This window comes from Acidovorax kalamii, from assembly GCF_002245625.1.
Classification (GTDB): Bacteria; Pseudomonadota; Gammaproteobacteria; order Burkholderiales; family Burkholderiaceae_C; genus Acidovorax; species Acidovorax kalamii.
Genome location: NZ_NOIG01000003.1, coordinates 20,906 through 45,091 on the forward strand (window position 1 = coordinate 20,906; position 24,186 = coordinate 45,091).

A 24,186-nucleotide genomic window follows, 5' to 3' on the forward strand; every position below is an offset into this window, starting at 1 on the left:
GAAAACAAAATCTGCGACTTTTGGGCGGTGCGTTGGCTGATGCGACCGTACAAACTACAACTCGCGGAGCTAGAAAAAATATGTTGTTAACCGATATAGCCGTCGAGCACACGTTGGTGTCCAAGAAAGATGGCGTTCGTCAGACTTTCTTGCTGCATCCTTTTACCGATACACAGCGCGATTCGCTTGGAAAATTCGAACTTGTTCGTGACGTCAGCCAGCCAGGATTCAAAGACGTGAAACGCTCCACCTTCGTATCGTTTCAACAATTAGCGGAGCTGTATGCGAAGGGCCTGCTCGAAGAATTCGAGTTTTCCGTTCGCATGTGTCCGGGCCAAGGTACCTACCCGGCCAAGCTTCCGACCAAAAAGATACTGCCCACCAGCATCAAGCCAGGCTCTTCGTTCGACCTGGCGGTTCAAAAGGTGGATATCTCCAAACCGGCTACTCGCGAATTGAGAACAGCCCTGCTTCGCGCCAACGTCAAAGTCTAAAAGTACCGACGCTGCTGATATGGGAGCCACTGTGAATCCACCCATTGCGCATGCTGAACTGATTGCCACGTTCAAGCGGGCCCAAGCAGATGCCGATCACAAATTCGGGCTGATCAAAGCTGCGGCAAATAAAGGCCCCAAGGCCATCCAAGCCGCCACCGAAACAGCTGCAAAGGCTGCGAAACGCAGGGACTCGTTTGCGGGAAAACTGGAAATTCTGGGGGTGAACCTCAAGGATTAAGCGCCACCAAGCCTACGGCGTAAAACCCACCATTGGCGGCTGTGCACAACGAGCCCTGATCGTCAAAATAAAATTCTGAAACTGAAAACAGAATCGATATGACGGCGGCACTGAGCAAGGTCTAGGAGAAGAATAAGGCGGCACTTATGGCAAACGAAGAGGAAATCCATCGCAACAAACTCACGGGTAAGACCTACATTAGCCCACAGATCCCGACGCTGAACGGGCCTCTTCGCATTGCATCCAAGGTAATCGATTCCGAGGGTGTCTACTACGCCAAGGTGAAGAAGGAGGTTGTCCTTCGTCGTACTCCAACGGCAAGAACCGAGATCGTTGCTAAGTTTCTTGAGGATGACAATAAGCTCACGGTGCTGACATTCCAGCAGTTCAACGGCAACAACGGCCAGCCCCACCGCACGAACTTCTCATTTGTTGGCAGCGAGATCCCAAGGCTTCTGGGCTTTCTCAACGACATTGCGGAGGTGGAGTTCAAGCACACAGGCGCAGCCAACATCACAGACACCGAGTTGCACCGACTGGTGCTCTCCAAGGCTCAGGCTGCGACCTTGGTTCATGACAACCAGGAAGTGTTCCTTGAAGCGCTCAAGTCCGAAGTTACTAAGGATGACATCGTCGCTTTGGGCTATCGCAAGAAGCAGCTTGGCGTGTTCTCTCAACTCCTGAGCGATCCAGAATTTTTTGAACTGTGCAAGAAGCAGAAGTCCATCAAGGGAGATGAGCCACTTTGGCAAGCCTACTTTGAGAAGAATCCATGGGTGTTTGGCTACGGGCTGAGCTACTTTTATGTCACCGGGTTTGAAGAGCGAAAGCTTGAGCAGTTTGTCCAGGGCTACGACCTTCTCAATCGAGGCAAGCGAGCAGATGCTGTACTGAAGACCAGAGGAATCATCAACTCCCTTTGCTTCGCGGAAATCAAGCACCACAACACCAAACTGCTTGAATCAGAAGCTTATCGGGCAGGTTGCTGGGCACCGTCCAAAGAGATGGCTGGTGCGGTCGCTCAAGTCCAAGCTACCGTTGCGATAGCCATGCACAAGCTTCATGGTATGCAGCGCATGGTGGACGACGATGGGAATCCCACGGGCGAAGATTTTTTCAACTTCAAGCCGCGTGCGTTCATCGTGATTGGCTCCCTCAATGAGTTCATGGGCGAGCATGGTGTGAACCAAGACAAGCTGCGTTCCTTTGAGCTTTATCGAACGAGCATCACTGGGATAGACATCATGACCTTTGATGAACTGTTCGAGCGGAGCAAATTTATCGTGGAGTCCGGACAGCCATGATGAACTGGACTGCTCCATACGACGGTCTCTTCAAGCTTCTGGACAGGCCGGGAGAATCTATCCACCAACACTCACCACCGCTTGAATTGGGCCAAAAGCTGCTCACTAAACCAAACCAAACACAAACAGAGCAATGACCCGCACGCCAAACTGGCGCGACCGAATGATCCATAAAAAAGCGCCGGGCTTTTTCAAACCCGGCGCTTTCATGCCATCCAACCCGATCAAGCCAACTTAAACGGCAACTCCCTCGGCGTCTTGCCCGTCAAACGCGCCACCGCATTCGCAAACGCAGGTGCGAGCGGTGGCAACCCGGGCTCGCCCATGCCGGTAGGCGGCTCGGCACTGGGCACGATGTGCACAGCCACTTGGGGCATGTCGGTGATGCGGGGCACGGCGAAGTCGCCGAAGTTGCTTTGCTCCACCACGCCGTCCTTGAGCGTGATGGCGGCACCCGGCAAGCACATCGACAAGCCCATCAGCGCCCCGCCCTGCACCTGGGCTTCCACGCTTTTGGGGTTGACCACCAGGTTGCAGTGCACACCGGCCGTGACGCTGTGCAGCTTGGGCGTGCCGTCTTTGACAGACGCTTCGACCACGTAGGCCACGACGGACTGGAAGGACTCGTGCACCGCCACGCCCCAGGCGCGGCCTGCGGCCAGCTTCTTTTTGCCGTACCCCGACTGCGCCACGGCCAGTTGCAGGGCGGCCTTGTGGCGTGGGTGCTTGTCGCCCATCAGGGCCATGCGGTAGGCCACGGGGTCTTGCTTGGTGGCGCGGGCCACTTCGTCGATGAGCGTTTCCATGACATAGGCCGTGTGGGTAGAACCCACGCTGCGCCACCAGAGCACCGGCACGTTCACATCGGGGTGGTGCACCGACAGCTTCATGGGCACGTCATAGGGCTCTTTCATGCCCTCGATGGCAGTGGCGTCGACGCCGTTCTTGACCATGAAGGCCTCGAACGGCGAGCCCTTAACGATGGACTGGCCCACGATGCTGTGGTCCCAGGCCAGGATCTTGCCCTGCGCGTCAAAGCCGATCTCGGCGCGGTGCAGGTGCATAGGGCGGTAGTAGCCGCCCTTGATGTCGTCCTCGCGGCTCCACAGGGTACGCACTGGCGCGGTGATGCCTGCGGTGCGCGCTGCCTTGGCCACGCCGCAGGCTTCCACCACGTAGTCGCTGGTGGGGATGGCGCGGCGGCCAAAGCCGCCACCGGCCATCTGGGTGTTCACCTTCACGTTTTGCGGCTGCAGACCCAGAGTTTTGGCGGCGGCCATGGCGTCCAGGCCGGGCATCTGTGTGCCCATCCAGAGTTCGGCCTTGTCACCATCCAGCTTCACCGTGCAGTTGAGCGGCTCCATGGGCGCGTGCGCCAGGTAGGGGAAGACGAATTCGGCGCTGATCTTGTGCGCTGCGCCTGCCAACGGCGCCATGTCGGCCTGCATGGCCACGTTGCCGGGCTTGGCGGCCAGTTCGCGGTATTGCGCCAACAGCGCCGTGGTGTCGGGCTTGGCGACGGCGCTGGTGTCCCATTCCACCTTGAGCGCATCGCGGCCCTGCTTGGCGGGCCAGTAGCCGTCGGCAATGATGGCCACGCCCTCCCCGCCCCGGTCGGTGGGCACGCGCAGCACGGCTTTCACGCCCTTGATGGCTTTGGCGGCGCTGTCGTCCAGCGACTTGGGCTTGGCGCCAAACACGGGTGGGCGCGCCACCACGGCCGTGAGCATGCCGGGCAGGCGCACGTCAATGCCGTAGTCCTGCTGGCCGCTCGACTTGGCCTTGGCATCCAGCCGCCCCGTGGGCTTGCCGATGATGCGGAACTGCTTGGGGTCTTTGAGTGTGACTTTCTCGGGCACGGGCTGCTTCATGGCGGCTTCGGCCAGTGCGCCATAGCCCAGCTTTTTGCCGCCGGGGCCCACCACAAAGCCGTTGCTTGTGCGCAATGCCGAAGCGTCCACGCCCCACTGCACGGCTGCAGCCCCCACCAGCATGGCCCGGGTGCGGGCGCCCAGCTCGCGGTACTGGGTGTACGAGTTCTTGATGGAGTTGGAGCCGCCCGTGAGGTGCATGCCAAACGCCGGGTCGGCATAGGCAGGGTTGGCGTCGCCGTGCACGCTGCGCACCTTGCTCCAGTCGGCATCCAGCTCTTCGGCCAGGATCATGGGCAGGCCGGTTTGCACGCCCTGGCCAAAGTCCAGGCGGTTGATGGTGACGGTGACGGTGCCATCGGCGTCGATGCGCACAAAGGCCGAGGGCTGCTCATGCGGCTTGAGGCCCGCAGGCGCCGCCGCGCCCGCACCCTGTGCGGTGGCAGCGAGCGGAAACGCGCCCAGCGCAAAGCCCGAGGCTGCGGTCACCTTCAGGAAGGTACGGCGCGCCATGCCATCGGCTGCGTCGCTTGCTATTAAATCAGTAGCTGCCTGGGATTTATCCATCAGCGCAAGCAGGTTCTTTGGCATGTGGTGGCGTGCGGCAGCCACGGCAGAAGGCTCGAAATGCATGGTGTTCTCCTTCAGTCAGTGGGCTCGGTCAGGCCAGTGCCTTGGCGGCGTCGTGGATGGCGGCGCGGATGCGCACATAGGTGCCGCAGCGGCACACGTTGCCCGCCATGGCCGCGTCGATGTCGGCGTCGGTGGGCTTCTTCTTGCCCTTGAGCAGTGCGGTGGCGCTCATGATCTGGCCGCTTTGGCAATAGCCGCACTGCGCCACATCGTGCTTGACCCAGGCGGCATGCACAGCCTTGCCCACCTTGTCGCTGGCCGTGACGGCCTCGATGGTGGTGATCTTCTGCCCAGCGGCGGCCGAGATGGGCGTGACGCAGGAGCGGATGGGCGCGCCGTTCAGGTGCACCGTGCAGGCGCCGCACAAGGCCTGGCCGCAGCCAAACTTGGTGCCGGTCATGCCCAGCGTGTCGCGCAGGGCCCAGAGGATGGGGGTGGATTCGTCGGCATCGACTGCAGTGTCTTTGCCGTTGACGTTCAAAGTGGGCATCGTGGGACTCCTTGGGGTGAAGGACAGCGCTCAAAAGTTCAGCGCAAGCGGGTGCGGCTTGGGGGATGGGTTTCCGCAGCGTTCTTGTTTTGAAGAATATTTATTCGATTAAAACTGAAATCGAGAATCTGTGCTGGCCTTCAAGTTCTCAGGCCTTGATCGCGTCCCAGCACAGGCTAAAGGCCATCTGGTGCACGGCGTCGTCGTCGGGCAGCACCTGGGTGCGGATCAAGTTGCCCGTCTCGCGCACCGAGCCCACCAGGCTGGCAGTGAGCAGCGGGATGGGCACGGCCTTCAGAATCTCTTGCTGCTGGCCCTCTTCCATCAGCGCAAAAAAGCCCGCCATCAGCCGGGTCGAGAACTCGCGGTTGCCCTCGGTGAACCAGGGCGAGTTGTAGTACTGCTCCTGAAACACCACCTCGGCATACTGGTCCAGCCGGTGGCGCAGCAGGTTGCCCCAGATGCGCCGCACCCGCCCCCGGTAGGGCGTACCGGGCACCACACCTTCCATGATGCGGGCGGCGGTCACCGTCTTGGCGTCCTGATAAAGCTGGCTGATGAGTTCGTCCTTGGACGGGTAGTACACATAGAGCGTGCTGGTGGCCAGTCCCGCATTGCGGGCGATCTCGGCCATAGTCAGGCCACTCAGACCCGTCTGGGCCACCAGCTCGAAGGTGGCCTGGGCTATGGCGCGCTGTTTTTCGTCGTCCTTGGGTTTCATTGATGCGCCAATATAAGCGAATAAGCATTCGACAACAACCCACCCCGCTTGCGACCACCTGGCACCAGCCTCAGGCCCCGAATCCCGGCGTGCACAATCGGGCCCATGACCACCTCCATCGCCGACCTCCGCAAGAGCTACGAGCGCGCCGAACTCAACGAAGACGCCTCGCACGCCGCCCCCCTGCAGCAGTTTGACCAGTGGCTGAAAGAAGCCATCAGCGCCGAAGTGCCCGAGCCCAACGCCATGACCCTGGCCACCGTGGGCAGCGACCTGCGGCCCAGCACCCGCATCGTGCTCATCAAGGGCTACGACGAGCGCGGCATTGTCTGGTTCACCAACTACGATAGCCGCAAGGGCCGCCAGATCGCGGGCAATCCGTTTGCAGCGCTGCAGTTCCACTGGGTGGAGCTGGAGCGTGTGGTGCGCATCGAAGGCACTGTGGAGAAGGTGAGCGACGAGGAGAGTGACGAATACTTCCACAGCCGCCCGCTCGACTCGCGCATAGGCGCCTGGGCCAGCCCGCAAAGCCAGGTCATTTCAGGCCGCAGCGTGCTGGTGGCCAATGCGGCCAAATACGGTGCGCAGTTTTTGCTCAAGCCACCCCGCCCGCCACACTGGGGGGGCTACCGCCTCAAGCCCGACCAGTGGGAGTTCTGGCAGGGGCGCAAGAGCCGCCTGCATGACCGGTTGCGCTATCGGCTGGATCGGGGCGAGTGGGTGCGGGAGCGGCTGGCGCCCTGAGCCCTGCTGCCCGTCGTATCTGGGAACCAGCCACAAGGCATTAAGTAATTCCATGCCCGAAGTCGTCTACCTTCGTCTCGACAAGGAGTCTGAGCTGCCCCAGCTTTCTCTAGGTAGCTTTCGCGCCCTCGTCATGATCGAGTCCGAAGTAGCGGCGCTCTGGCAGAACGCGGTGAGCGACTGGCTGGTACGTTCAGGTTGTCTGCAAATGATGGCCTGGGGTCTTGGCTGCAGTTCCTGGGACGACTCTGTGGACTGGGCAAACATTGAGCAGTTTGCTTTTGGAGATATACCGGACGAGAGCTTTGTCCTGACCTCATGGCATGAGAACCAGTCGCTGCAAGAGGTCATGCATTTCTGCAAGCATTTCGCAGGCCATCCGTTTGCAGAGCTACGCACAACGTTGCTATTGCATATCGCACCTGAGCCTCGCGAGGAGGAAATTTGCAGCTTGTACGGCGATGCGTAGTCGATCAAAGAGGTTGCAGAGCGGTTGATTGGTGCAAAGCGGCAGCGGTCACCCCACCACCCACCGCGTCACCACCACAATCACCACCGGCATAGTCACCAACCCCAGCGCGGTGGACACGGCCACGCTGGCCGTCACCTCTTCTTCTGCCACGCGGTAGCGCTGCGAGAACAAGAACACGTTGGCCCCCACGGGCAGCGAGGCGGCCACGATCATCACCGCCAGCGGCAGGCCCGACAGGCCCAGCGCCCAGCCCAGGGCGGCCAGCACGACCGGGTGCACCACACATTTGACGAGCGCAATGCGCATTGCCGCCTTGAACTGGTGGCCGACCTTGGTGAACGCCAGCGTCACCCCCACCAGTAGCAGCGCAATCGGCCCCAGGGCCTGGCCCAGCAGCAGCAGGGGTTTGTCCACGACCTGGGGCACCACCAGGCCGGTCTGCGCAAACAGCAGGCCCGCAATGATGGGCAGCGGCACTGGGTGCACGATGCCGTTGCGCATGGCCTGCAGCACGGTGCGCCACATGGGCTGCTGCGTGCCGCCCGCCTGCCCCGCGTGTTCGCGCGCCGCGGCCAGCTCGAACACCACCGTGGCGGCCGTGAGCAGGATGAGCGAGTGCACCGAGATCAGCGTGAACAGCGTGACCAGCCCCGCATCGCCAAACACCAGGCCCACCAGGGGCACGCCGATCATCAGCGTGTTGCTGAAGGTGTTGGCCAGTGCCCGTGCCGCGCCCAGCGTGTTGAAGCCCTGCAGCGCCAGCGTGGCGGCATACACGATGCCAAACGCCACAAAGTAGATGCCCACGGGGCCAAAGTTCAGGTCCTGGATGTGCACCGTGCTCATGGTGCGAAACAGCAGCGCGGGCGTGAGCACCATGAACACCAGGTTGGCCAGGTCCTTGACCGACGCCGCACGGATCCAACCACGCCGCCCCACATAAAAGCCGATGGCGATGAACAGGATGACGGGGATCAGCGAGGTGAAAACGGGCGAGTTCAAGGTGGTGGCCGGCGCGCGAACGCGGCGAGAAGGGACAAGCGGGAGGGGGCAAATAGCCAGCAGCAGGGCCCTATTGTGGCCTGAGCGGCCACCCCACGCGCGTCTCGATACTATGAATTCAATAGCTACCAGCGCTTAACCAGAAGGCGCAAGATGGCATTTTGATGCAGAAACTCCGGCGCCAGCGGCGGCCCGCGATCCCTGGCACGGCGTTTTACTGAAACACGCACACGCCCAATGACTGGCTCTTGGCCCGGTACATGGCGGTGTCTGCGGCGCGCAGGTAGTCATCGACCGTTGCCAGCCCGGATGCGCTGCTGACCAGTCCAATGCTCGCGCCACTGATCACGGTGTGTTCGCCGATCACATACGGCGCTGCAAGGGTGGCGGCGATCTGCCCTGCGCGTTGGCGGGCTTCAGCGGGATCAATGGACTCCAGCAGCACATTGAACTCGTCGCCACTCATGCGGGCGACCAGATCCACTGCCCGAACGCAGGATTCGAGCCGCCGCGCCACCTGTTGCAGGAGCTGGTCGCCCACATGGTGCCCGTAGCTGTCATTGACGGCCTTGAACCCGTTGAGATCTAGCAGCAGCACTGAAAACATCGTGGCTCCATCGCGTGTCGGCACGCCATCACCGTTCACTCCGTCGTTCTGCTGCAGCGCAATGAGTTGCGAGAGGCGATCGCGGAACAGCGGCCGGCCGGGCAAGTTGGTCAGCGCATCGTAGGAACTGCCCCGCTCGGCCAGATCGCTCAACGAGCCTGCCATGCGCACGGGAACACCCTCTTCGAACTCGGCGAGCCCACGCCAATTGACCCATACCAGCCGCCCAGCCCCATGGAAGGCACGGAAGTCCACCGAGAAGTTCGGGCTGTTTCCCGACAGGTGCCTGCGGTAGGCCTCCTGCACGCGAGCGCGATCCTCGGGATCGATGAGTTGCTCCAAAAAGCGCCAGCCTCCGTCATACACATGGTCGCGGCTACCCATCCCGACGATCTGGAGAAAGCGCCCGGACACATGCAGGGCGTCCGTTCGCAAGTCCCAATACCAGATGCCATCGTTGGATCCACGGGTCGCCAGCGAATAGCGGTTTTCGGAGCGCACCAACTCCAGTTCGGTGTTCTTCTGCTGGGTCACGTCGATCATCAGGCCGATCATGCGGTTTGGTCTCCCCGGTTCGACCACCGCGCGGCACAGATCGCGCACCCACACGACCTTGCCCGACTTGGCGATCAGCCTGTAGCTCATCTCGTAGGCATGGCTGAGCGTGGCGTTGTATGCAGCATCGTCGATGCGCAGGGCCTCCTCCAGATCATCGGGGTGCACATGCGCCCGCCAGAAGCCCGGGTCAGCCCGCCACTCCTCGACGGAGTAGCCGAACAAGCGCTCGACCTGCGGGCTCAGAAAGGTATTGCCCACTCCGATTTCAGCTTCCCACACCACGCCGTCAATGGTTTCCAGCAAGCGCAGAAAGCGCTGGCGAACTTCCACCAGCACCTGCTCGGTGACCTCGGTGATCTCGATCAGGACACCCTGGCGGCTGATCACCCGCTCCGCTGCATCCGTCTCTGGGTGGAACTGCAGACGCACCCAGCGATAGTCCGCATCGGCAAATCGCAAGCGGAACACCGGCATGCCCGAGCGCATGGTGCCGACGTCGTCGGGATGCACGAACTCCAGCAAAGACCTGCCAAGCGCCGCCGCCACCGAATGGCCGGTGAGCTTGTGCCATGCCGGGTTCAGGTAGGTGATCTGCCACAGCGCATCGGTCTGCACCACCGCCTCGGGAAGCAGTTGCAGCAGGTTGGCGGACGGCGTGGGCGTGGTGGGCATGCAGGGCTATCGCAAAACGGGGCAGATACGGAAAAGGCAACGCAGAACGAGTCCTTTGCGTGTCGCGCTACCCGGCTTGGGGCGGCCTGCTGCGCTGCCAATCCCATTCCAACATCGGGTGCACGCCATCTCCGATGGCTCGGGCTGCGTCGCCTTGACGGATCGGAACATCAACCATCTGAAACCAAGTATGGCATGCATCCAGGCCCTCCTTGGTTTCGGCGGTTTGGGCCAATGACGTGTGCGAGCCAGCAGCGCCCTGCCCCGCCGCTGGCTCGCTCATATCACGGCGGCATCACCCGTCAGAACGCCACCTTCACCCCCACCGTCACATTCCGCCCCATCAACGGCGCGGCGTTCTTGATGAACGAGGTGTGCGCATACGCCAGGCGGTCCGTCAGGTTGGTGCCTTTCAGGTACACCTGCCAGGGCGTGCCGCTGCTGAACTGGCCGTTGTAGGCGAGGCCCACATTCAGCATGCCGTAGCCGGGGGTTGCGGTTTCGAATGCCGCGATGCGGTTCTGGCGCGCCACCTGCACCCACTCCACCTGGCCTTCCCAGGCGTTCCAGTTCGCATCCAGCCGCAGGCCGGCGCGGGTGGCGGGGATGCGCGGCAGATTGCCTGCGTCGTCGATCTTGGCGCGCACGGTGTCGCCGAACAGGGTGACGCCCAGGTTGCGCGTTAGGCGCTGGCGCACCTGGCCTTCGATGCCGGTGAAGGTGGCGTCGGCCTGGCTGTATTGCAGCAGTTGCAGGCCGTCCAGTGCATCGAGCGTGCGGCCGTAGATGTAGTTGTTGATGCTGTTGCGGAACACGCTCACGCCAAAGGTGGTGTCGCCCGCCGTCTTTTTCAGGCTGAGGTCGAAATTCTGCGAGGTCTCGGAGCGCAGGCTGGCGTCGCCGCGCTCGTACGTGCTGGTGGCCATGTGCAGGCCGCGTGCGTACAGTTCTTCGGCCGACGGGGCACGGCTGGCGCGGGTGAAGGAGGCTCCCACCTGGTAGCCGGGCGTGAACTTCCAGACCGCGCCCAGCGATGCCGACGTGCCGTTGTGGCTGCGTTCGATGCCGCTGGTTTCGGCGCGGGCGGTCTGGCGGTCGTGGCGCAGGGCGGCTTCAAAGCGCCAGTCGCCCAGGCGGTATTCCTCCAGAGCAAACAGGCCGGTACGGCGGGTCACCGTGGGCTGCACGTAGGCCTCTTCGCCCTCGGCGCTGAACTTGCGCTGCGAGGTCTGCAGGCCGATCACGCCCTTGAACCCGGCGATGGGCTCGTGCTGCAGCTCGACGCGGGTGTCGTAGGCCTTGTTCTTGAAGGTGGTGCTGACGGCACCGTCTTCCACCTCGTCGTGTACGTAGTCCGTCACGCCCGCGCGCAGGCGCAGGGCCGAGAAGCCCGCAAAGGGGTTGCGCAGCTCGCCCCGGATGTCGAAGCGTTCGCTGCGCAGATCCACCACGGGCACGGCGCCATGGCCATGGTCGTGATCGTGGTCATGGCCGTCTTCACCTTCCTCGCCTTCGTGGGCGCCGCAGTGCAGCTGGTTGCCATGGGTGTGGCAGCCTTCAAAACTGTGGTTGTGGCCCGGCAAGCCGTATTTGGCGGCCTGGCGGGTGTAGGCCGCGCCCAGGTAGCCACGCTCACCCACCCACGACAGGCCCACGCTGCCGGTGTTGGTGCGGTTGAAGCTGCCCAGCACCTTGCGCGTGGCTTCGCCCTCGGGCGCCCAGCCTTTGCCCACACGGTAGTCGCCCGCATCGCGCGCCACGCCTTCCACATGCACGGCCAGGTTGCCGGTGCCGCCCGTCAGCGAAAAGGCCCCTGCCCCTTCGCGTGCGCCGGTGTTGGCACGCAGTTCGGCACTGCCCTCCAGCCCCTTGGCCGGGACGGCGGTGGGCACCTTGCCATCCAGCACATTGACCACGCCGCCGACAGCGCCGTTGCCGTAGATGAGGGCCGAGGGGCCGCGCAGCACTTCGATCTGTTTGGCGAGCATGGGCTCGGACACCACGGCGTGGTCGGGGCTGATGGTGGAGGCGTCGTGCAGCTCGGCGCCATCAGACAGCACCTTGACGCGCGGGCCGTCCATGCCGCGGATGATGGGGCGGCTGGCACCGGCGCCAAAGTGGCTGCTGGTGATGCCGGGCTCGCTGTTGAGTGTCTCGCCCAGCGTGGCCTCGCGGCGGCGCACGAGTTCGTCGCCCTCCAGCACGGTGACAGGCGTGGTCATTTCGCTGGCGCCCAGTTGCAGGCCGCTGGCAGACACGGTGACGGGCGGCAGGCTGGGCGTGGCTTCAGCGGCCGCCGGGGCCGTGGTCTGCGCCTGGGCGAAGGAGCCAGTGCCCGACAGCGCCAGCAGGGTGGCCAGGGCCACGGGGTGCAGGGTGGTGGGGCGGCGGTGTTGGGGCATTGCGGGGCGGGCGAAGGAGAGAGAGGTCATGGTGGTGGCTTGCAACAAAGGCATGCGCTGCGCCACACCGGGCGGGCCGGGTGTGTGCGGGCAGGCAGACAGCTTCACGCCTGGTGGGCGTGAAAATATGAGTAAAAACAGCCTTTTGCGCGCATCTGTATTGCGCTTTCAGCTATGAAATTGGGAGTAATAGGTGCCCAGGGGCGCTTGCGCGCGACGAGACCCTGGCCATGGGGGCCGGGGCCGCACGGCGCAAGGAGGCGCCAACGCGGGCAGGCGCTCAGGCCGCTGGCGGGCCCCGCGCGAGGAACAGCGCGGTGTGCGGGAGCGTGGCGCGCCCGGCGGGGAGACAAGGCTGCGCCTGCGTGGGGGCGGCCTCGGGCAGCGCCAGGGGGGCGCTGTGCAATGCGTCGCCCAGCGCGAGCTGATCGAGCAGCAAACAGTCTGTAGGTGCGTGGCCCGCCACCAGCTGTGCGAGCTGCCCGTGGCGGTGGTCGGCGCTCGCCGTGTCGGTGGCGTGGGCGTGGGTCTGCACCCGGTCCAGCGCATCGCCATGCACCACCTGGTGCAGGCGCCCCAAGGTGGGGGCTGCGACCAGGGCCAGCACCAGCCACACCAGGGCCAGGTGCGCCCACCAGCGTGCTGGCGCGCCCTGCCCCGCGCCGCGCGACAAGGCGGGCAGCCGGGGCTGGAGCGGGCCGAAGCGGTGGCGCGTCATGGGAGGGTTCAGAGTCGGGTCACTTCACCTGCACGGCATCGACCACGCGGTAGTAGAGGCCGTACTGGTCGTTGGTGAGCACGGTGAAGCGGCCCTCGACCACCACGGGCTCCATCGAATAGCGCACGGGGGTCTTGGCCTTGACCTCGACCATGCTTTCGGGCCCGCCGGGCAGGCAGAACGAGCAGGTCATGGGCACGGAGGTGAGCAAAAAGTGCGTCTGCGTGGCCTTGGCGTCCAGCGGCATCATGAAGCCCTGGATGCGCTGCACGGTCTTGTCCATGCCCTTTTGCGCCTCGTTGAACACGGGCACGATGCCGTCCTTGGTGGTCTTGCGCGTCAGATCGGTCAGCACCGACCAGGGCACCACGTCATTGCGCTGGGGCAGCGGCGCGATGGGGCTGTTGGGATTGTGGTAGCCCGCCCCGGTGCCAGATGGGATGCCCGCGGCGGCCCCTGCAGGCAGTGGGGACGAGAGCACGGGGGCTGCGCCCGCCCCGCCCGCCGCCGCAGGTGCTGGAGCGGTTTTGCCCGTAGCCCGCTCGAACGCGCCCGGCTCGGGCTTGGTGGCCAGGGGCTGGCCAGACGCCTGGGCCAGCACGGCCCCGGCGCTGCACAGCAAGGCGAATGCTGCCGCCGCTTGGCGTGTGGCATGGACGCGGCGGGCGGCAGGTTGCCAAAAGGCAGTGGTCAGGCGGGAGGGCTGGTGGGTGGCCATGGCGGGAGAACCTGTGGGTGGAGGCGAACGAGGGGTGAAGCGGTGCGTTGCAGCTCAGTGCGCGTGCTTCATGCCGCAGTATTTTCCGATAGCCAGGTTTTTGCAGGCGGCCTGCAGGTCTTTCTGGCACTGGTCATGGCCCTTGCCGGACTCCAGGCATTTGGCGGCGGCCTCGTGCGCGGCGGCCATGGCGCGGTGGCGTGCGATGTCCTCCTTGGTGTCTTTGTCGTTGTGGGCCTGGGCGTGGGCCAGGGCACCGGCGAGCAGCATGGGGGCCAGGGCGAGAGCGGTGAGGAGCTTTTTCATGGACGGACTTTCAGGTGGAGTTGGTGGAGGGTTTACGGCAGTCAGAACTCGGAGGGTGCATCAGGGCTGACTTAGCAGGTCGGCCACATCGGTGCGGTAGGCCTGCATCGCGGGCAGCAAGGCCGCCAGCGCCGCCACACCCGCTGCCAGCAGCGGCACACCCGCCTCGGCGGGCAGCCAGATGAGGCCGGTAACGGGCAACAGCCCCTGTGCCTGCAGCGCCCAACCCAGGCCATGCGCCAGGCCATGGCCCAGCAGCAGCCCCAGGGCAGAAGCCAGCGCAGCCAGCCACAGCGCCTCCCACAGCACCAGCCCCGCCACGCGGCCGGGCGGCGCGCCCAGCATGCGCAGCATGGCCAGGTCGGCGCGGCGCTCGCGCACGGCGTTCCACAGCGCGATGAACACGCTCAGCGCGGCCACAGCCAGCAGCACGCCGCCAAAGGCGCGCAGCACATCGGCGCCCACGCCCAGCAGACGCAACAGGCGCGTGACCTCAATGGCAGGCGCTGCCGCCTGCATCGATGTGCCGCTGTTGACCTGGCGGGGCAGCGTGACGGCAGCCATGGGCGTGCGGTAGCGCACCAGGGCCACGGTCACCTCGCGCTCTTCCTTCATGATTTCCAGGTCTTCCGCATCGTTGGCGGTGGCGGTCTCGTGCACCATCCAGACGGATTCGGTGCTGGTGAGGATAAGACGGTCAAGCACGCAGCCGCAGGGCGCGAGCACGCCGCTCACGCGGTAGGGGTGGTTGCCATGCGCGTGCCCTCCCCCGCCCAGCCCGTGGCTGCCGACAAAGGTGGCACCTACCAGCGGCGCACCGGCATGGCTGCTTTTGACAATGCCACGCGCCACGCTGGCGCCCAGCACCGCGTCCATGGGCTGCTGCCACAGCGCACCCTCGGCCAGCGCAGCCTCGTAATGCGCCACATAGTCGGGCGTGGTGCCGACGATGCGAAAGCCCTGGTAGCTGTCGCCCAGGCTCAGCGGGATGACCTGCGCCACCAGCGGGTTCTTCTGCAACGCCTGTACTTCTTGCAGCGGGATGTTGCCCGTGGGCACGTCGATGTGGAACACGCCCGCCAGGATCAGCTGCAGCGGGCTGCCCTTGGCGCCCACCACCAGATCGATGCCATCCAGGTCGCGCTCAAAGGCCTTGTCGAGCTGCGTGGCCACCAACAGCACCAGCGTGATGGCGGCCAGGCCCAGCGTGAGCACCAGCAGGTTGAGCACCGCCGCCAGTGGGCGGGACCACAGGTAGCGCCACGACAGGCGGGCCAGTTTTACTATGCTTTTCATAGCTACTCGCGCCCTTCTGTTGCGCGGTAGCCCGCTATTTCATTCAAATCCAGCGTCTGCGCACCGGCCAGTGCCTGCACCACACGCTGGTCGTGCGTGGCGATGACCAGGCTGGCATCGCAGGCGGAGGCGCTCTGCTGCAGCAGTGCCAAGGCGTCGGCTGCAGCCTCGTCGTCCAGGCTGGCCGTGGGTTCGTCGGCCAGCAGCACCTGCGGCGCCAGCAACACGGCCCGCGCCAGCGCCACGCGCTGCGCCTGCCCGCCCGAGAGCTGGTGCGGCTTGCGCGCCGCCAGCTCGGCCACGCCCACCTGGGTGAGTGCGCGGTGGATGGCCGCATCGTCGCGCGGCAGCCCGGCCGCAAAGTAGACCAGCGCGAGGTTGTCGGCCACGGTGAGCGCGCTGCTGAGGTAGAGCTTCTGCGGCAAAAAGCCGATGGTGCGTGCGCGCCAGGCATCGATCTCTGCCCCGCGCTGCGTGCCCAGCTGGGTGCCCGCCACAAACAGGTCGCCCCCGCTGGCACCGCGCAGCCCCGCCATCAGCGCCAGCCAGGTGGACTTGCCGGTGCCCGAGCGCCCGCGCAGCAGCAGCGTGCCGCCCTGGCGCAGGTCCACATCCGGAAACCGCAGCGGCGCGGCGCCGCCCGTGGCGTAGGTATAGGAAAGCCCCCGGGTGCGGATCATGCGGCAGCCTCCTCGGCCGGGTGGGCACATTCCGCACAGCGCCCGTGCACGGCAATGTCCACCGCCAGGCTCTCATGCCCGGCGGTGGCCAGCGCCTGCAGAACCTGCTTGAGGGCGCTCTGCACTTTGGCCGAGCCTGAAGGCAGGCGAAACTGGCGGTGGCAGTCGTCGCACTCAAAACGGGGCGCGGCACCCTCTTCGCCCTGCGGAGCGCGCGCGTAGCGGGTGACGCGAGCCGCATCCACCTGCTTGTGCAGCAGCCCGGCACCGGCAAAACGGTCGAGCATGCGGTAGACGGTGACTTTGTTGACCGGGGCGCCCGCCTCGACCAGCGCCGCTTCGACTTCCGCTTCGGAGAGTGCGGCGTCGGGGCGCGCCTCGTACAGCGCCGCCAACGCCCGCGTGGCGCGGGTGGCGCGCATGCCGGGGGGGAGCGACCAGGGCGGGCTGTGAGGGGATGAAGGGGGGGGCGTGGACATGGCGCGGCGTGGTGGGCAAGCAGGGCTTTTAACGCAATCGGGTTGCATTATGCCGCGCGGCCGCCACCCCAAAAGACATTGCCCCTGCCCACCAGCATCCGCTTCAGCGGCCGATCAGCTCCAGCACCTTGTCCAGGGCCCGGCCATGTCCGTGGGTGAGCGCCTGCGGATCTGCTGGATCGAAGATGACAACCGGCACCGTTGGAGGAATCCCTCGGCCTTCGTGGACGATCCCCCGGGAGTCGGTATTGATTTCATGGGACAGCGTCACGTGGAAAGGCCCAGGCAGTGACTTCTCCAGCTTGTTCGACTGGCTTCCGGCGGTGGGCTGGCCCACATGAACCACATGGGGTAGCTCCCGCATCATCAGCGTCAGTGTCTCGCCAGCGCTGATGGTGAGGTCTGAGGTGAGCAGATACACGGGTTTCAAATACTGCTTCGTACCCCTCGGCTCCACGTACCAGTCCTGCGCTGCCCTGCCCTGGGGGCGGTGCGACCGGGTGGTAAAGGCCAGTCGGCGCCGATCGGAAAAACGCCCCGCGACCTCCGCGCTGACGGCATCCGCACCGCCGTTGTTGACACTGAGATCCAGGACAAGGGCCCGCGTCCCTTGCAGTGCAGAAATGGCTCTGTCCATCTCCGCAGCGATCAGGGCGCGGTCGCGGGTGATGTTCGAGCCGTCCGCATAGTCGATCTCTTGCGATAGGCCGATATAGCCCACATTGCCCGGTAGTACCCCCCACAGGAGTGCTCCATTCAGAAGCTTGCCGCTGCTGCTGCCCAAACGGCTCATCGCGGATTGTTGTATTCCATTGAGAAACGTCAGCTGGAATTCATCGAGCGAATCGACATCGGATTGCTGCTCGAATGCCTGGCGCAGCATTTTGTAGGAGGCCGTATTGCCGCTGTTGAAATACGATACAGAGGTGCCATTTTCCGCGTGCATCACACCGGTGTGGTAGTCATTGAAATCACCCAATGCCTTGACAAAGATTTTTTGCAGATCCTGCGCGCTTTGGGCAGCAGATGCGAGTTTTTCGAGTTCCGCTTTTCTTTCATTCCAATGGATTCCGCGCTCCTTGAAGAAGGCGTAGTCCAGGTCGAAAATATCCCAAAACACATTAAAAATATCCGAGTGGCTGGCACTCATTGGCTGGCGGCAATGGGCTGGGATTTCCTTGACTCTCTCCAGCGTAACGGCAGAAGGCGTGTTGGCTGAGGCATGTATTTCAACCGTGGTTTTCTCGTTTTCTTGTTTCTTGGTAAACAGGAAACCGTCAATAACGTGGGACTGGAGCGTTTGCGGGTCTGGATAACACCGTGATTTCACCTCCTGAAAGAGGTGGAGTCCATCGTCCTTCCAATCGACCAGTTGGCCGGTGCCCAGCATTCGCCATGGGCCCTTCAGTGCAGGATCGAGCCGGCCTTGGGTGAAAATGGGTTGTGCCGCTGCTGGCTTGTCGGCCGAAGGATCTGCTCCGCCCCCGCAAGCGGTCAAGGCAAAAATCAGCGGGAGAGCGATACAGGCGTGCCAGCGCATGCCAAAGGCCGGGGCAAGTTCACGAAGGGTTTTCATCCTGTTCAAAAGAGAGTTGTTGAGAAAATCCATTGTGAAAAACCCCGCCGTGGCCCGCATGTGCCAAAAGGCATGGAGGCGGGCCATGACTTTCGGCACATTCCAAGCCGATCGATATCGCGAGAATGCAGCGGGACCCCATTCAGCAACCCTTTCAACCTTGCAGCTGTTCAGACAACTTTGCCTGGTGGCAACCGGGCTCATGACCGTGGCAGGACTGCTGTCCCTGTGGAACGAGCCCGCACAGACCCAGGTCGGGGCATCACTTTGGGTTCCTCTGCCCTGGTTGGCCGATGTGGCCGCTCAGGCATGGGCTCTGGCCCATCTGGCACCAGCGCCGGAGGGCGCCGCAGCTCCATGGTTGTTCATGGGGGTGTACAGCGCACTCAGCCTGTGTTTCCTTTGGCTCACCGGTGCCCATGGTTGGCGGTCCATGGATGGCGCCGACCATGTGCCTGCGGCGAGCATGCTGGTGCGCATGGGAATCGCCTTTGCTCTGGACCCCTGGGTCAGTCCGGGCCTGTTTTATCTGACGGCGATTGAACTGGCTTGTTGCTATCCCACTGCAAAAGCGCTGCGCATGCTGGTCCTGCAAATGCTGCTTGCCAGCGCGTCGGTGATGGCGGGCGCCTGGAGCGATGTGTTGACCGTGGTCTGTGACGGTGTGGAAGCGGTGAGCGCCTCCGCGTCATGGCTAACCGGTCTGAATGCACTCGAAAGCTGCGCTTTCCAGGCTTTTGTGTTTGTGGTGGGCCTCGTCGCCCACAGTGAAATGCGGGCCAGAAAAGAGCTGGCCACCCTCCACCGCAATCTGAGCCTGGCGCAAGGCCATTTGTCGGAAGCGGTGGCCACAGCCGAAAGAAATCGGATTTCCACACAGATCGATGCCCGTATCAGAGAGCACCTGGTCGCGCTGGAGGCACATGCCAATGCGTCCATCGGGCTGCTGGAAGGGGCGGCGCTGGATGCCGCCCGCACCGTCCAGTCCCTGATCGGGCAGTTGCGGGTGGAAGTTGCCACGCTGGGTGAGTCGCCCCCAGCTTCTGGTGATTTGCGGCAAGCGTTGCTTGTGCTGCAGAAAAATATCCCCACCCCCCGGATCGTTCTGGATATGGATCCAGGCCTGTCCATCGCTTCCCATGCACTGAACCACGCAATCTTCAGAATTGTCCAGGAGGCCACCAGCAATGCGGTTCGGCATGCCGAGGCAGACACATTGAGCATCCAGATTTCCCAATCTGGCAACGGTATCGCAGTCCGCATCCAGGACAACGGGCGAGGCGCCATGGGAATGGACAGAAACAGATTCGGCAGTGGATTAAAGGGGATCAGGGAGCGTGTAGAAGCTTTTGGCGGAACACTCGCGGTTGCCACGCCGCCAGGCGGGGGCTTTGTGTTGTCAGTCCATTACCCATCCCCCGAGGCGTTTGAATGAACGATGCACAGGCGTTGGTGCGCTCGCGCTGGCTGCTGGAGCGGTTCGCGATAGGTATTTATGCCGTCATCGGACTGCGCGCCGTTGTCTCGCTGCTGCCACTGGGTTTTATGCCGCTGCAGCCTTTCCCTGGCCTGCTGCCTTGGCTCGCTTTCCGCTCGGCCTGGTGGGGGCCCTCCATCGTGGCAGGCACTGCAGGCAGTCTGCTGCTGGGTGTCGGGGCGGGGGTCTGGGTTCGCATCCTGCAGGCATGTCCCAGCGCACAAAGACTGACGCTTTTTTATGCCGTGCAAACGGTATTGGCCCTGCTGGTCGATGAGCGCTTTTTCATTCCGCTTGCGGCAGTTTCCGCACTTCTTTTGCCCCGCAGATGGGCGTGGGCGTGGCTGGGATCCCAGTGGGGCGCAACCATGCTCATCCATGCGGCGCTATGGCAAATGGGTTTGCGGCAGTCAGTGCAGTGCGAAATCGCTGCGTCGGGATTGCTTGCGCCCCTGACTGTGCCCTCCTCCACCGCCGCAGCCTTCGAGGACACTTGCATCAGCCTGGTGTCGCAAGGGCTGGCCTTCTGTTTTGGCCTTTTGTGCGCGCGGGAGCAACAACAACGCAAAGAACTGGTGACAACGTACTCACAGGTGCAGGCAACGCAACAGTTGCTTGCGGAAACCGTCCGAACTGCAGAGCGCGCGCGGATTGCAAGGGAGCTTCACGACTCCATCGGCCACCAGCTCACTGCCGTCAGTCTGCATCTTGAATTGGCTTTGCAGGTAAATTCACGCCCCCAAGCTTCCGACACTCTACTTATGGCTCAGGCCTTGGCCCACCGCATTCTTTCTGCCGTCCGACTGGTTGTTCGGGCCGAACGCTCGGGCTCTCACCCCCGGGAGCGAGGGGAAGGGACGCCATGATCCGCATCGTTGTCGTTGATGACCAAACCTTGGTCCGAACGGGCATCCGCAGCCTGCTTGCGCTCAAAGGCGAATTGGAGGTGGTGGGCGAAGCCTCCGATGGCGTGGAAGCGCTGGAAATCATTGCGAAAACAGTCCCGGACGTGGTGCTGCTGGATATCCGGATGCCCCGCCTCTCGGGCATCGAAGTGCTGAAAGAACTCCAGGGGAAACCAGGGATGCCTGCAGTACTGCTGCTATCAACTTTTGATGACGATCATGCGCTGCTGGAAGGAATGCGATTTGGTGCCAGGGGCTTTCTGCTGAAAGATGTGTCGCTGGAAAGACTGGTCGAAAGCATCAAGGCGGTTGTTGCTGGGGGAACCCTCTTCAGACCTGGCGTTACAGAACGCAATCTCGCTTCCATCAAGGATAATCAATCCGCTTTTCTCAAGCTGCCTCTGCCAGATCCCCTGACGTCAAGAGAAAAAGAGGTCCTGGCCTTGATGGCAGGCGGGTTCAACAACCGCGAAATATCGATTGCCTTGAATGTGGTTGAGGGGACAGTAAAAAACCATGTTTCCAGCGTTTTGTCCAAACTGGGGGTGCGCGACAGAACGCGTGCTGTTCTTAGAGGTCTGGAGCTTGCGATTATCTGATTTTTTACGCTTTCAAATTCAATTGCTCCGGAATATTTGAAAATAGAGTAATAAATATTATATGGACATACCCTTATGAAGGCGGCCGCTAATCAGCAACTTTTATACGAATATGTTCAAGACTGGCGACTCCAAACTCTGCACTTTCGTGCTGGTCGCGGTGTGGATCACCTCGCAGTCGAAGAACGCAAGTACCGAGCCAAGGAATGGGTCATCGCGCTGGCCGTCGTCTATGCCGCGCTGATCTCGTTCCGGCATCAGCTCTGGCCGCTTCTGGCCATGGCCTTGATAGCCATCGCCTGGAGAATCCCATCGTTTTTCGCCCAGTTTGGCCTTCTGCGTAAAGCACTTCTGGGAATGCGCCCTTCGTTCCGCAGCCATCCGCCCCGGTCCATCCGACTGGAGGTGTCTGACGAAGGGCTGCGCGAATTCGACTCCGGAATCGAGTCGTTTGCGCCCTGGGCTTCCGTTCGTTCTTTCCGTGCGGACAGGCGGTTCATTGAAATCGAGTTGTCCAACAACCTCTATGCCTATGTGCCCGTCCGGAGGCTCTCGCCCGCCTCGTCAAGTCGGGAGGACTTATTGGCAATGCTGGAAAAGCAAGGGGTAGCCCAGCAAGCGCCTCGTCCATGAACTGATCGGTCGCAGACCACCGCCCAAACCGTCAACTAGTTACCGAACGGCGCCCTACCCCTTCAAGTACTTCGCAAACGTCTTCCTGAACTTCTCTACCTTTGGCCCCACCACAAACGCGCAGTACCCGGCGTTCGGGTGCTTGGCAAAGTAGTCCTGGTGGTAAGCCTCGGCCGCGCTGTAGTTTTGCAGCGGCTTCACTTCGGTGGTGATGGGGGCGCCAAACAGCTTGTCTTGAGACATCTGGCGGATCATGGCGCTGGCGATCTCTCCGTGCTCGGGGTTGCCGTAGTAGATGCCGCTGCGGTACTGCGTGCCCACGTCATTGCCTTGGCGGTTGAGCGTGGTCGGGTCGTGGGTGTGGAAGAAGATTTCCAGGATTTCTTCCAGGCTGATCTCGTCGGCATCAAAGGTCAAGCGCACCACCTCGGCGTGGCCAGTGTCACCCTCGCAGATCTGTTCGTAGGTGGGGTTGATGGTGTGGCCGTTGGTGTAGCCGCTTTCCACGTCGGTGATGCCGCGCACGCGGTCGAACACGGCTTCGGTGCACCAGAAGCAGCCGCCGCCCAGGGTGATGGTTTGCAAAGTCATGGGGTCCTCGGGTTCAAACGGAGACAGGGCCTGTGATTATGAATTGACGCCCTATCCCGTGCTTGCTACATTACTAACCGGTCAGTCATTAACTAAAACGCCTTGTCTCCCACACCCTCCTCCCCTTCGACAGCCGCAGGCACCAAACGCGAGCGCCGCAAGGAGGCCCGCCCTGGCGAGCTACTGGAGGCCGCGCTCGACCTGTTTGTCGAAAAGGGCTTTGCCGCTACGCGTGTGGACGAGGTGGCTGCGCGGGCTGGGGTGTCCAAGGGCACTTTGTTCCTGTACTTCCCCAGCAAGGAAGAACTGTTCAAGGCCGTGGTCCGCGAAAACATCGCGGGCCGGTTTGCCGAGTGGAACAACGAGCTGGAGAACTTTGCAGGCACCACCAGCGAGGTGCTGCGCTACTGCTACCAGGTCTGGTGGGAGCGCATTGGCTGCACCAAGGCGTCGGGCATCACCAAGCTGATGCTCAGCGAAGCGCAAAACTTCCCCGAGATCGTCCAGTTCTACCAGCAGGAGGTGATCTTGCCCGGTCAGGCGCTGATCCGGCGCATCCTTGAGCGGGGCGTGGCGAGGGGCGAGTTCCGCCCCATGAACCCGGATTACGCCGTGTACCTGGTGCTGGCGCCCATGATTTTCTTGATGCTGTGGAAACATTCCATCGGCGCCTGCGTGCCCGATGCCCTGGGCATGACGCCCGAGCAGTACATCGACATGCAGGCCGACAACATCCTGCACGGGCTGTGTGTGCGGTCCGGCACCAACCCGCCCGCCCCCTCCTTTTCAACCCCTGTCTGATCAGATCATGAAACGCTGGATTCCCTGGGTGGCGGCAGCCATCGCCGTTGTGTTGGTGGGCAGTGGGGTCTGGCGTGCCATGGCCGCGCGGCAGGCGCAGCAAAAAGCCCTGAGCGAGGCCACCGCGCAGCGCGTGGCAGCGCCGCTGCAATTGGGTGCCGACGAGGTGCTGCGGGTGGCGCAGGTCAATCTGCCGCTCGGAGTGCCGGTGTCTGGCGCACTGCGGGCGGTGGATTCGGCCATGGTCAAGGCCCGCGTGGGCGGCGAGCTGCAGGGCCTCACGGTGCGTGAAGGCGACAGCGTGAAGGTGGGCCAGGAGGTGGCGCGCATCGACCCTACCGAGGCCCGTGCCCGCCTGCGGCAGGCGCAGCAGCAGGCCGATGCCGCCAAATCCCAGGTGGACATCAACCAGCGCCAGTACACAAACAACCGCGCGCTGGTGGACCAGGGCTTTATTTCGCCCACTGCGCTGGTCACCTCCCAGGCCAGCCTGGAGGCCGCCCAGTCGAGCTACCAGGCGGCCGTGGCTGCCGCCGATGTGGCCCGCAAGGCGCTGGACGACACCGTGCTCAAAAGCCCCATCAGCGGCCAGGTGGCACAGCGCCTGGCGCAGCCGGGCGAACGCGTGGCGGTGGATGCCCGCATCATCGAGGTGGTGGATCTGTCGCGCCTGGAGCTGGAGGCGCTGCTGCCCCCGGCCGACTCCGTGGCCGTGCGTGTGGGCCAGAAGGCGCAACTGTCTGTCGAAGGCATGTCGGCACCGGTGACAGCCACGGTGGTGCGCATCAACCCTAGCGCCCAGGCGGGCAGCCGCACTGTGCCGGTGTACCTGCGCGTGGAGCAGGCCCAGAACGCGACGCCGCTGCGCCAGGGCCTCTTTGTGCAGGGCACGCTCGACACCGGCCGCGCCGATGTGCTGGCCGTGCCGCTCGATGCGGTGCGCACCGACAAGCCCGCGCCCTACCTCCAGACACTGAAAGATGGCCGCGTGGCCTATGCCGAAGTCAAGACGGGCACACGCGCGGTGGTCAATGGCCAGACCCTGGTGGCGGTGGAAGGAGTGCCTGTGGGCACCCCCGTGATTGCTGGCCGCATCGGCCAGTTGCGCGAGGGCACGGTTGTGTCTACCGCCGGGGCGGCCGCTGCGGCTGTCGCTGTGCCGGCAGCCTCCCGCACGGCCCCCTGAGCGCCCCGCC

General features: G+C 63.3%; 25 protein-coding genes. 11 read left to right on the top strand and 14 right to left on the bottom strand.

What is annotated here, in order from left to right; genetic code table 11:
• The first annotated feature begins 80 nt into the window (after window positions 1-80).
• From CBY09_RS02415 to CBY09_RS02425, 3 genes are all read left to right on the top strand, one after another.
• The gene (locus tag CBY09_RS02415) at window positions 81-494 is read left to right on the top strand and encodes a hypothetical protein (protein WP_094286058.1); all 414 of its coding nucleotides are present in this window, start codon (window positions 81-83) and stop codon (window positions 492-494) included.
• A gap of 31 nt (window positions 495-525) precedes the next feature.
• Window positions 526-735: a hypothetical protein gene (locus CBY09_RS02420; protein WP_094286304.1), complete on the top strand. Its 210-nt coding sequence runs from the start codon at window positions 526-528 to the stop codon at window positions 733-735.
• 146 nt (window positions 736-881) lie between these two features.
• On the top strand, window positions 882-2,039 hold the full coding sequence (locus tag CBY09_RS02425) for a Shedu immune nuclease family protein (RefSeq protein ID WP_094286060.1): 1,158 nt from the start codon (window positions 882-884) through the stop codon (window positions 2,037-2,039).
• 224 nt (window positions 2,040-2,263) lie between these two features.
• On the opposite strand, the gene CBY09_RS02430 is transcribed toward CBY09_RS02425, so the two are convergent.
• The 3 genes from CBY09_RS02430 to CBY09_RS02440 form a co-directional block, all read right to left on the bottom strand.
• Window positions 2,264-4,543 carry a xanthine dehydrogenase family protein molybdopterin-binding subunit gene (locus tag CBY09_RS02430; protein ID WP_094286062.1) on the bottom strand — a complete coding sequence of 760 codons (2,280 nt, stop codon included), beginning with the start codon at window positions 4,541-4,543 and terminating at the stop codon, window positions 2,264-2,266.
• Between the two features lie 28 nt (window positions 4,544-4,571).
• Window positions 4,572-5,033: a (2Fe-2S)-binding protein gene (locus CBY09_RS02435; RefSeq protein WP_094286064.1), complete on the bottom strand. Its 462-nt coding sequence runs from the start codon at window positions 5,031-5,033 to the stop codon at window positions 4,572-4,574.
• A 148-nt stretch (window positions 5,034-5,181) separates the two neighbouring features.
• The gene (locus CBY09_RS02440; protein ID WP_094286066.1) at window positions 5,182-5,754 is read right to left on the bottom strand and encodes a TetR/AcrR family transcriptional regulator; all 573 of its coding nucleotides are present in this window, start codon (window positions 5,752-5,754) and stop codon (window positions 5,182-5,184) included.
• A gap of 105 nt (window positions 5,755-5,859) precedes the next feature.
• On the opposite strand from CBY09_RS02440, the gene pdxH reads away from it, so the two are divergent.
• Both pdxH and CBY09_RS02450 read left to right on the top strand, forming a co-directional pair.
• Window positions 5,860-6,498, top strand: a complete 639-nt coding sequence (gene pdxH / locus CBY09_RS02445; protein WP_094286068.1) for a pyridoxamine 5'-phosphate oxidase — start codon at window positions 5,860-5,862, stop codon at window positions 6,496-6,498.
• 52 nt (window positions 6,499-6,550) lie between these two features.
• Window positions 6,551-6,967, top strand: a complete 417-nt coding sequence (locus tag CBY09_RS02450) for a DUF7684 family protein (RefSeq protein ID WP_094286070.1) — start codon at window positions 6,551-6,553, stop codon at window positions 6,965-6,967.
• A gap of 48 nt (window positions 6,968-7,015) precedes the next feature.
• Here CBY09_RS02450 and CBY09_RS02455 read toward each other — a convergent pair whose 3' ends face one another.
• The 10 genes from CBY09_RS02455 to CBY09_RS02500 all read right to left on the bottom strand — a co-directional run bounded on the left by CBY09_RS02455 (window position 7,016) and on the right by CBY09_RS02500 (window position 18,071).
• Window positions 7,016-7,972, bottom strand: coding sequence for an AEC family transporter (locus CBY09_RS02455; RefSeq protein ID WP_094286072.1), 957 nt, complete (start codon window positions 7,970-7,972; stop codon window positions 7,016-7,018).
• 214 nt (window positions 7,973-8,186) lie between these two features.
• A complete protein-coding gene (locus CBY09_RS24205; protein WP_094286074.1) occupies window positions 8,187-9,809 on the bottom strand; it encodes a sensor domain-containing diguanylate cyclase in 1,623 nt (540 codons plus the stop codon).
• Window positions 9,810-10,111: 302 nt separating this feature from the next.
• On the bottom strand, window positions 10,112-12,211 hold the full coding sequence (locus tag CBY09_RS02465; protein WP_094286306.1) for a TonB-dependent receptor domain-containing protein: 2,100 nt from the start codon (window positions 12,209-12,211) through the stop codon (window positions 10,112-10,114).
• Between the two features lie 280 nt (window positions 12,212-12,491).
• Complete coding sequence (locus CBY09_RS02470) at window positions 12,492-12,929, bottom strand: hypothetical protein (RefSeq protein WP_094286076.1); 438 nt, start codon at window positions 12,927-12,929, stop codon at window positions 12,492-12,494.
• Between the two features lie 19 nt (window positions 12,930-12,948).
• Window positions 12,949-13,647, bottom strand: a complete 699-nt coding sequence (locus CBY09_RS02475; RefSeq protein ID WP_240515555.1) for a DUF3299 domain-containing protein — start codon at window positions 13,645-13,647, stop codon at window positions 12,949-12,951.
• Between the two features lie 54 nt (window positions 13,648-13,701).
• Window positions 13,702-13,953, bottom strand: coding sequence for a hypothetical protein (locus CBY09_RS02480; protein ID WP_094286078.1), 252 nt, complete (start codon window positions 13,951-13,953; stop codon window positions 13,702-13,704).
• Window positions 13,954-14,013: 60 nt separating this feature from the next.
• Window positions 14,014-15,249 carry an FtsX-like permease family protein gene (locus CBY09_RS02485; protein ID WP_094286080.1) on the bottom strand — a complete coding sequence of 412 codons (1,236 nt, stop codon included), beginning with the start codon at window positions 15,247-15,249 and terminating at the stop codon, window positions 14,014-14,016.
• Window positions 15,250-15,251: 2 nt separating this feature from the next.
• A complete protein-coding gene (locus CBY09_RS02490) occupies window positions 15,252-15,929 on the bottom strand; it encodes an ATP-binding cassette domain-containing protein (protein ID WP_094286082.1) in 678 nt (225 codons plus the stop codon).
• The gene (locus CBY09_RS02495; RefSeq protein WP_094286084.1) at window positions 15,926-16,351 is read right to left on the bottom strand and encodes a Fur family transcriptional regulator; all 426 of its coding nucleotides are present in this window, start codon (window positions 16,349-16,351) and stop codon (window positions 15,926-15,928) included. The genes CBY09_RS02490 and CBY09_RS02495 overlap by 4 nt, the downstream gene beginning before the upstream one ends.
• A 160-nt stretch (window positions 16,352-16,511) precedes the next feature.
• Window positions 16,512-18,071: a S41 family peptidase gene (locus CBY09_RS02500; RefSeq protein WP_165773859.1), complete on the bottom strand. Its 1,560-nt coding sequence runs from the start codon at window positions 18,069-18,071 to the stop codon at window positions 16,512-16,514.
• Here CBY09_RS02500 and CBY09_RS02505 point away from each other — a divergent pair.
• From CBY09_RS02505 to CBY09_RS02520, 4 genes are all read left to right on the top strand, one after another.
• On the top strand, window positions 18,070-19,419 hold the full coding sequence (locus CBY09_RS02505; protein WP_165773860.1) for a sensor histidine kinase: 1,350 nt from the start codon (window positions 18,070-18,072) through the stop codon (window positions 19,417-19,419). The two genes, CBY09_RS02500 and CBY09_RS02505, sit on opposite strands and share 2 nt — an antisense overlap.
• Complete coding sequence (locus CBY09_RS02510; protein ID WP_094286088.1) at window positions 19,416-20,327, top strand: sensor histidine kinase; 912 nt, start codon at window positions 19,416-19,418, stop codon at window positions 20,325-20,327. The genes CBY09_RS02505 and CBY09_RS02510 overlap by 4 nt, the downstream gene beginning before the upstream one ends.
• Entirely contained in the window at window positions 20,324-20,965 is a 642-nt protein-coding gene (locus tag CBY09_RS02515) for a response regulator (RefSeq protein WP_094286090.1), read from the top strand. Before CBY09_RS02510 ends, CBY09_RS02515 begins: the two co-directional genes overlap by 4 nt.
• A 75-nt stretch (window positions 20,966-21,040) precedes the next feature.
• Window positions 21,041-21,598 (top strand): hypothetical protein, encoded by a 558-nt coding sequence (locus CBY09_RS02520; protein ID WP_133066226.1) that lies wholly within the window; start codon window positions 21,041-21,043, stop codon window positions 21,596-21,598.
• A 54-nt stretch (window positions 21,599-21,652) separates the two neighbouring features.
• On the opposite strand, the gene msrA is transcribed toward CBY09_RS02520, so the two are convergent.
• Window positions 21,653-22,189: a peptide-methionine (S)-S-oxide reductase MsrA gene (gene msrA, locus CBY09_RS02525; RefSeq protein ID WP_094286094.1), complete on the bottom strand. Its 537-nt coding sequence runs from the start codon at window positions 22,187-22,189 to the stop codon at window positions 21,653-21,655.
• Window positions 22,190-22,291: 102 nt separating this feature from the next.
• Here msrA and CBY09_RS02530 point away from each other — a divergent pair, with 102 nt between their 5' ends.
• Both CBY09_RS02530 and CBY09_RS02535 read left to right on the top strand, forming a co-directional pair.
• On the top strand, window positions 22,292-22,990 hold the full coding sequence (locus tag CBY09_RS02530) for a TetR/AcrR family transcriptional regulator (protein ID WP_094286096.1): 699 nt from the start codon (window positions 22,292-22,294) through the stop codon (window positions 22,988-22,990).
• A gap of 7 nt (window positions 22,991-22,997) precedes the next feature.
• The gene (locus CBY09_RS02535) at window positions 22,998-24,176 is read left to right on the top strand and encodes an efflux RND transporter periplasmic adaptor subunit (protein ID WP_094286098.1); all 1,179 of its coding nucleotides are present in this window, start codon (window positions 22,998-23,000) and stop codon (window positions 24,174-24,176) included.
• Window positions 24,177-24,186: the final 10 nt, after the last annotated feature.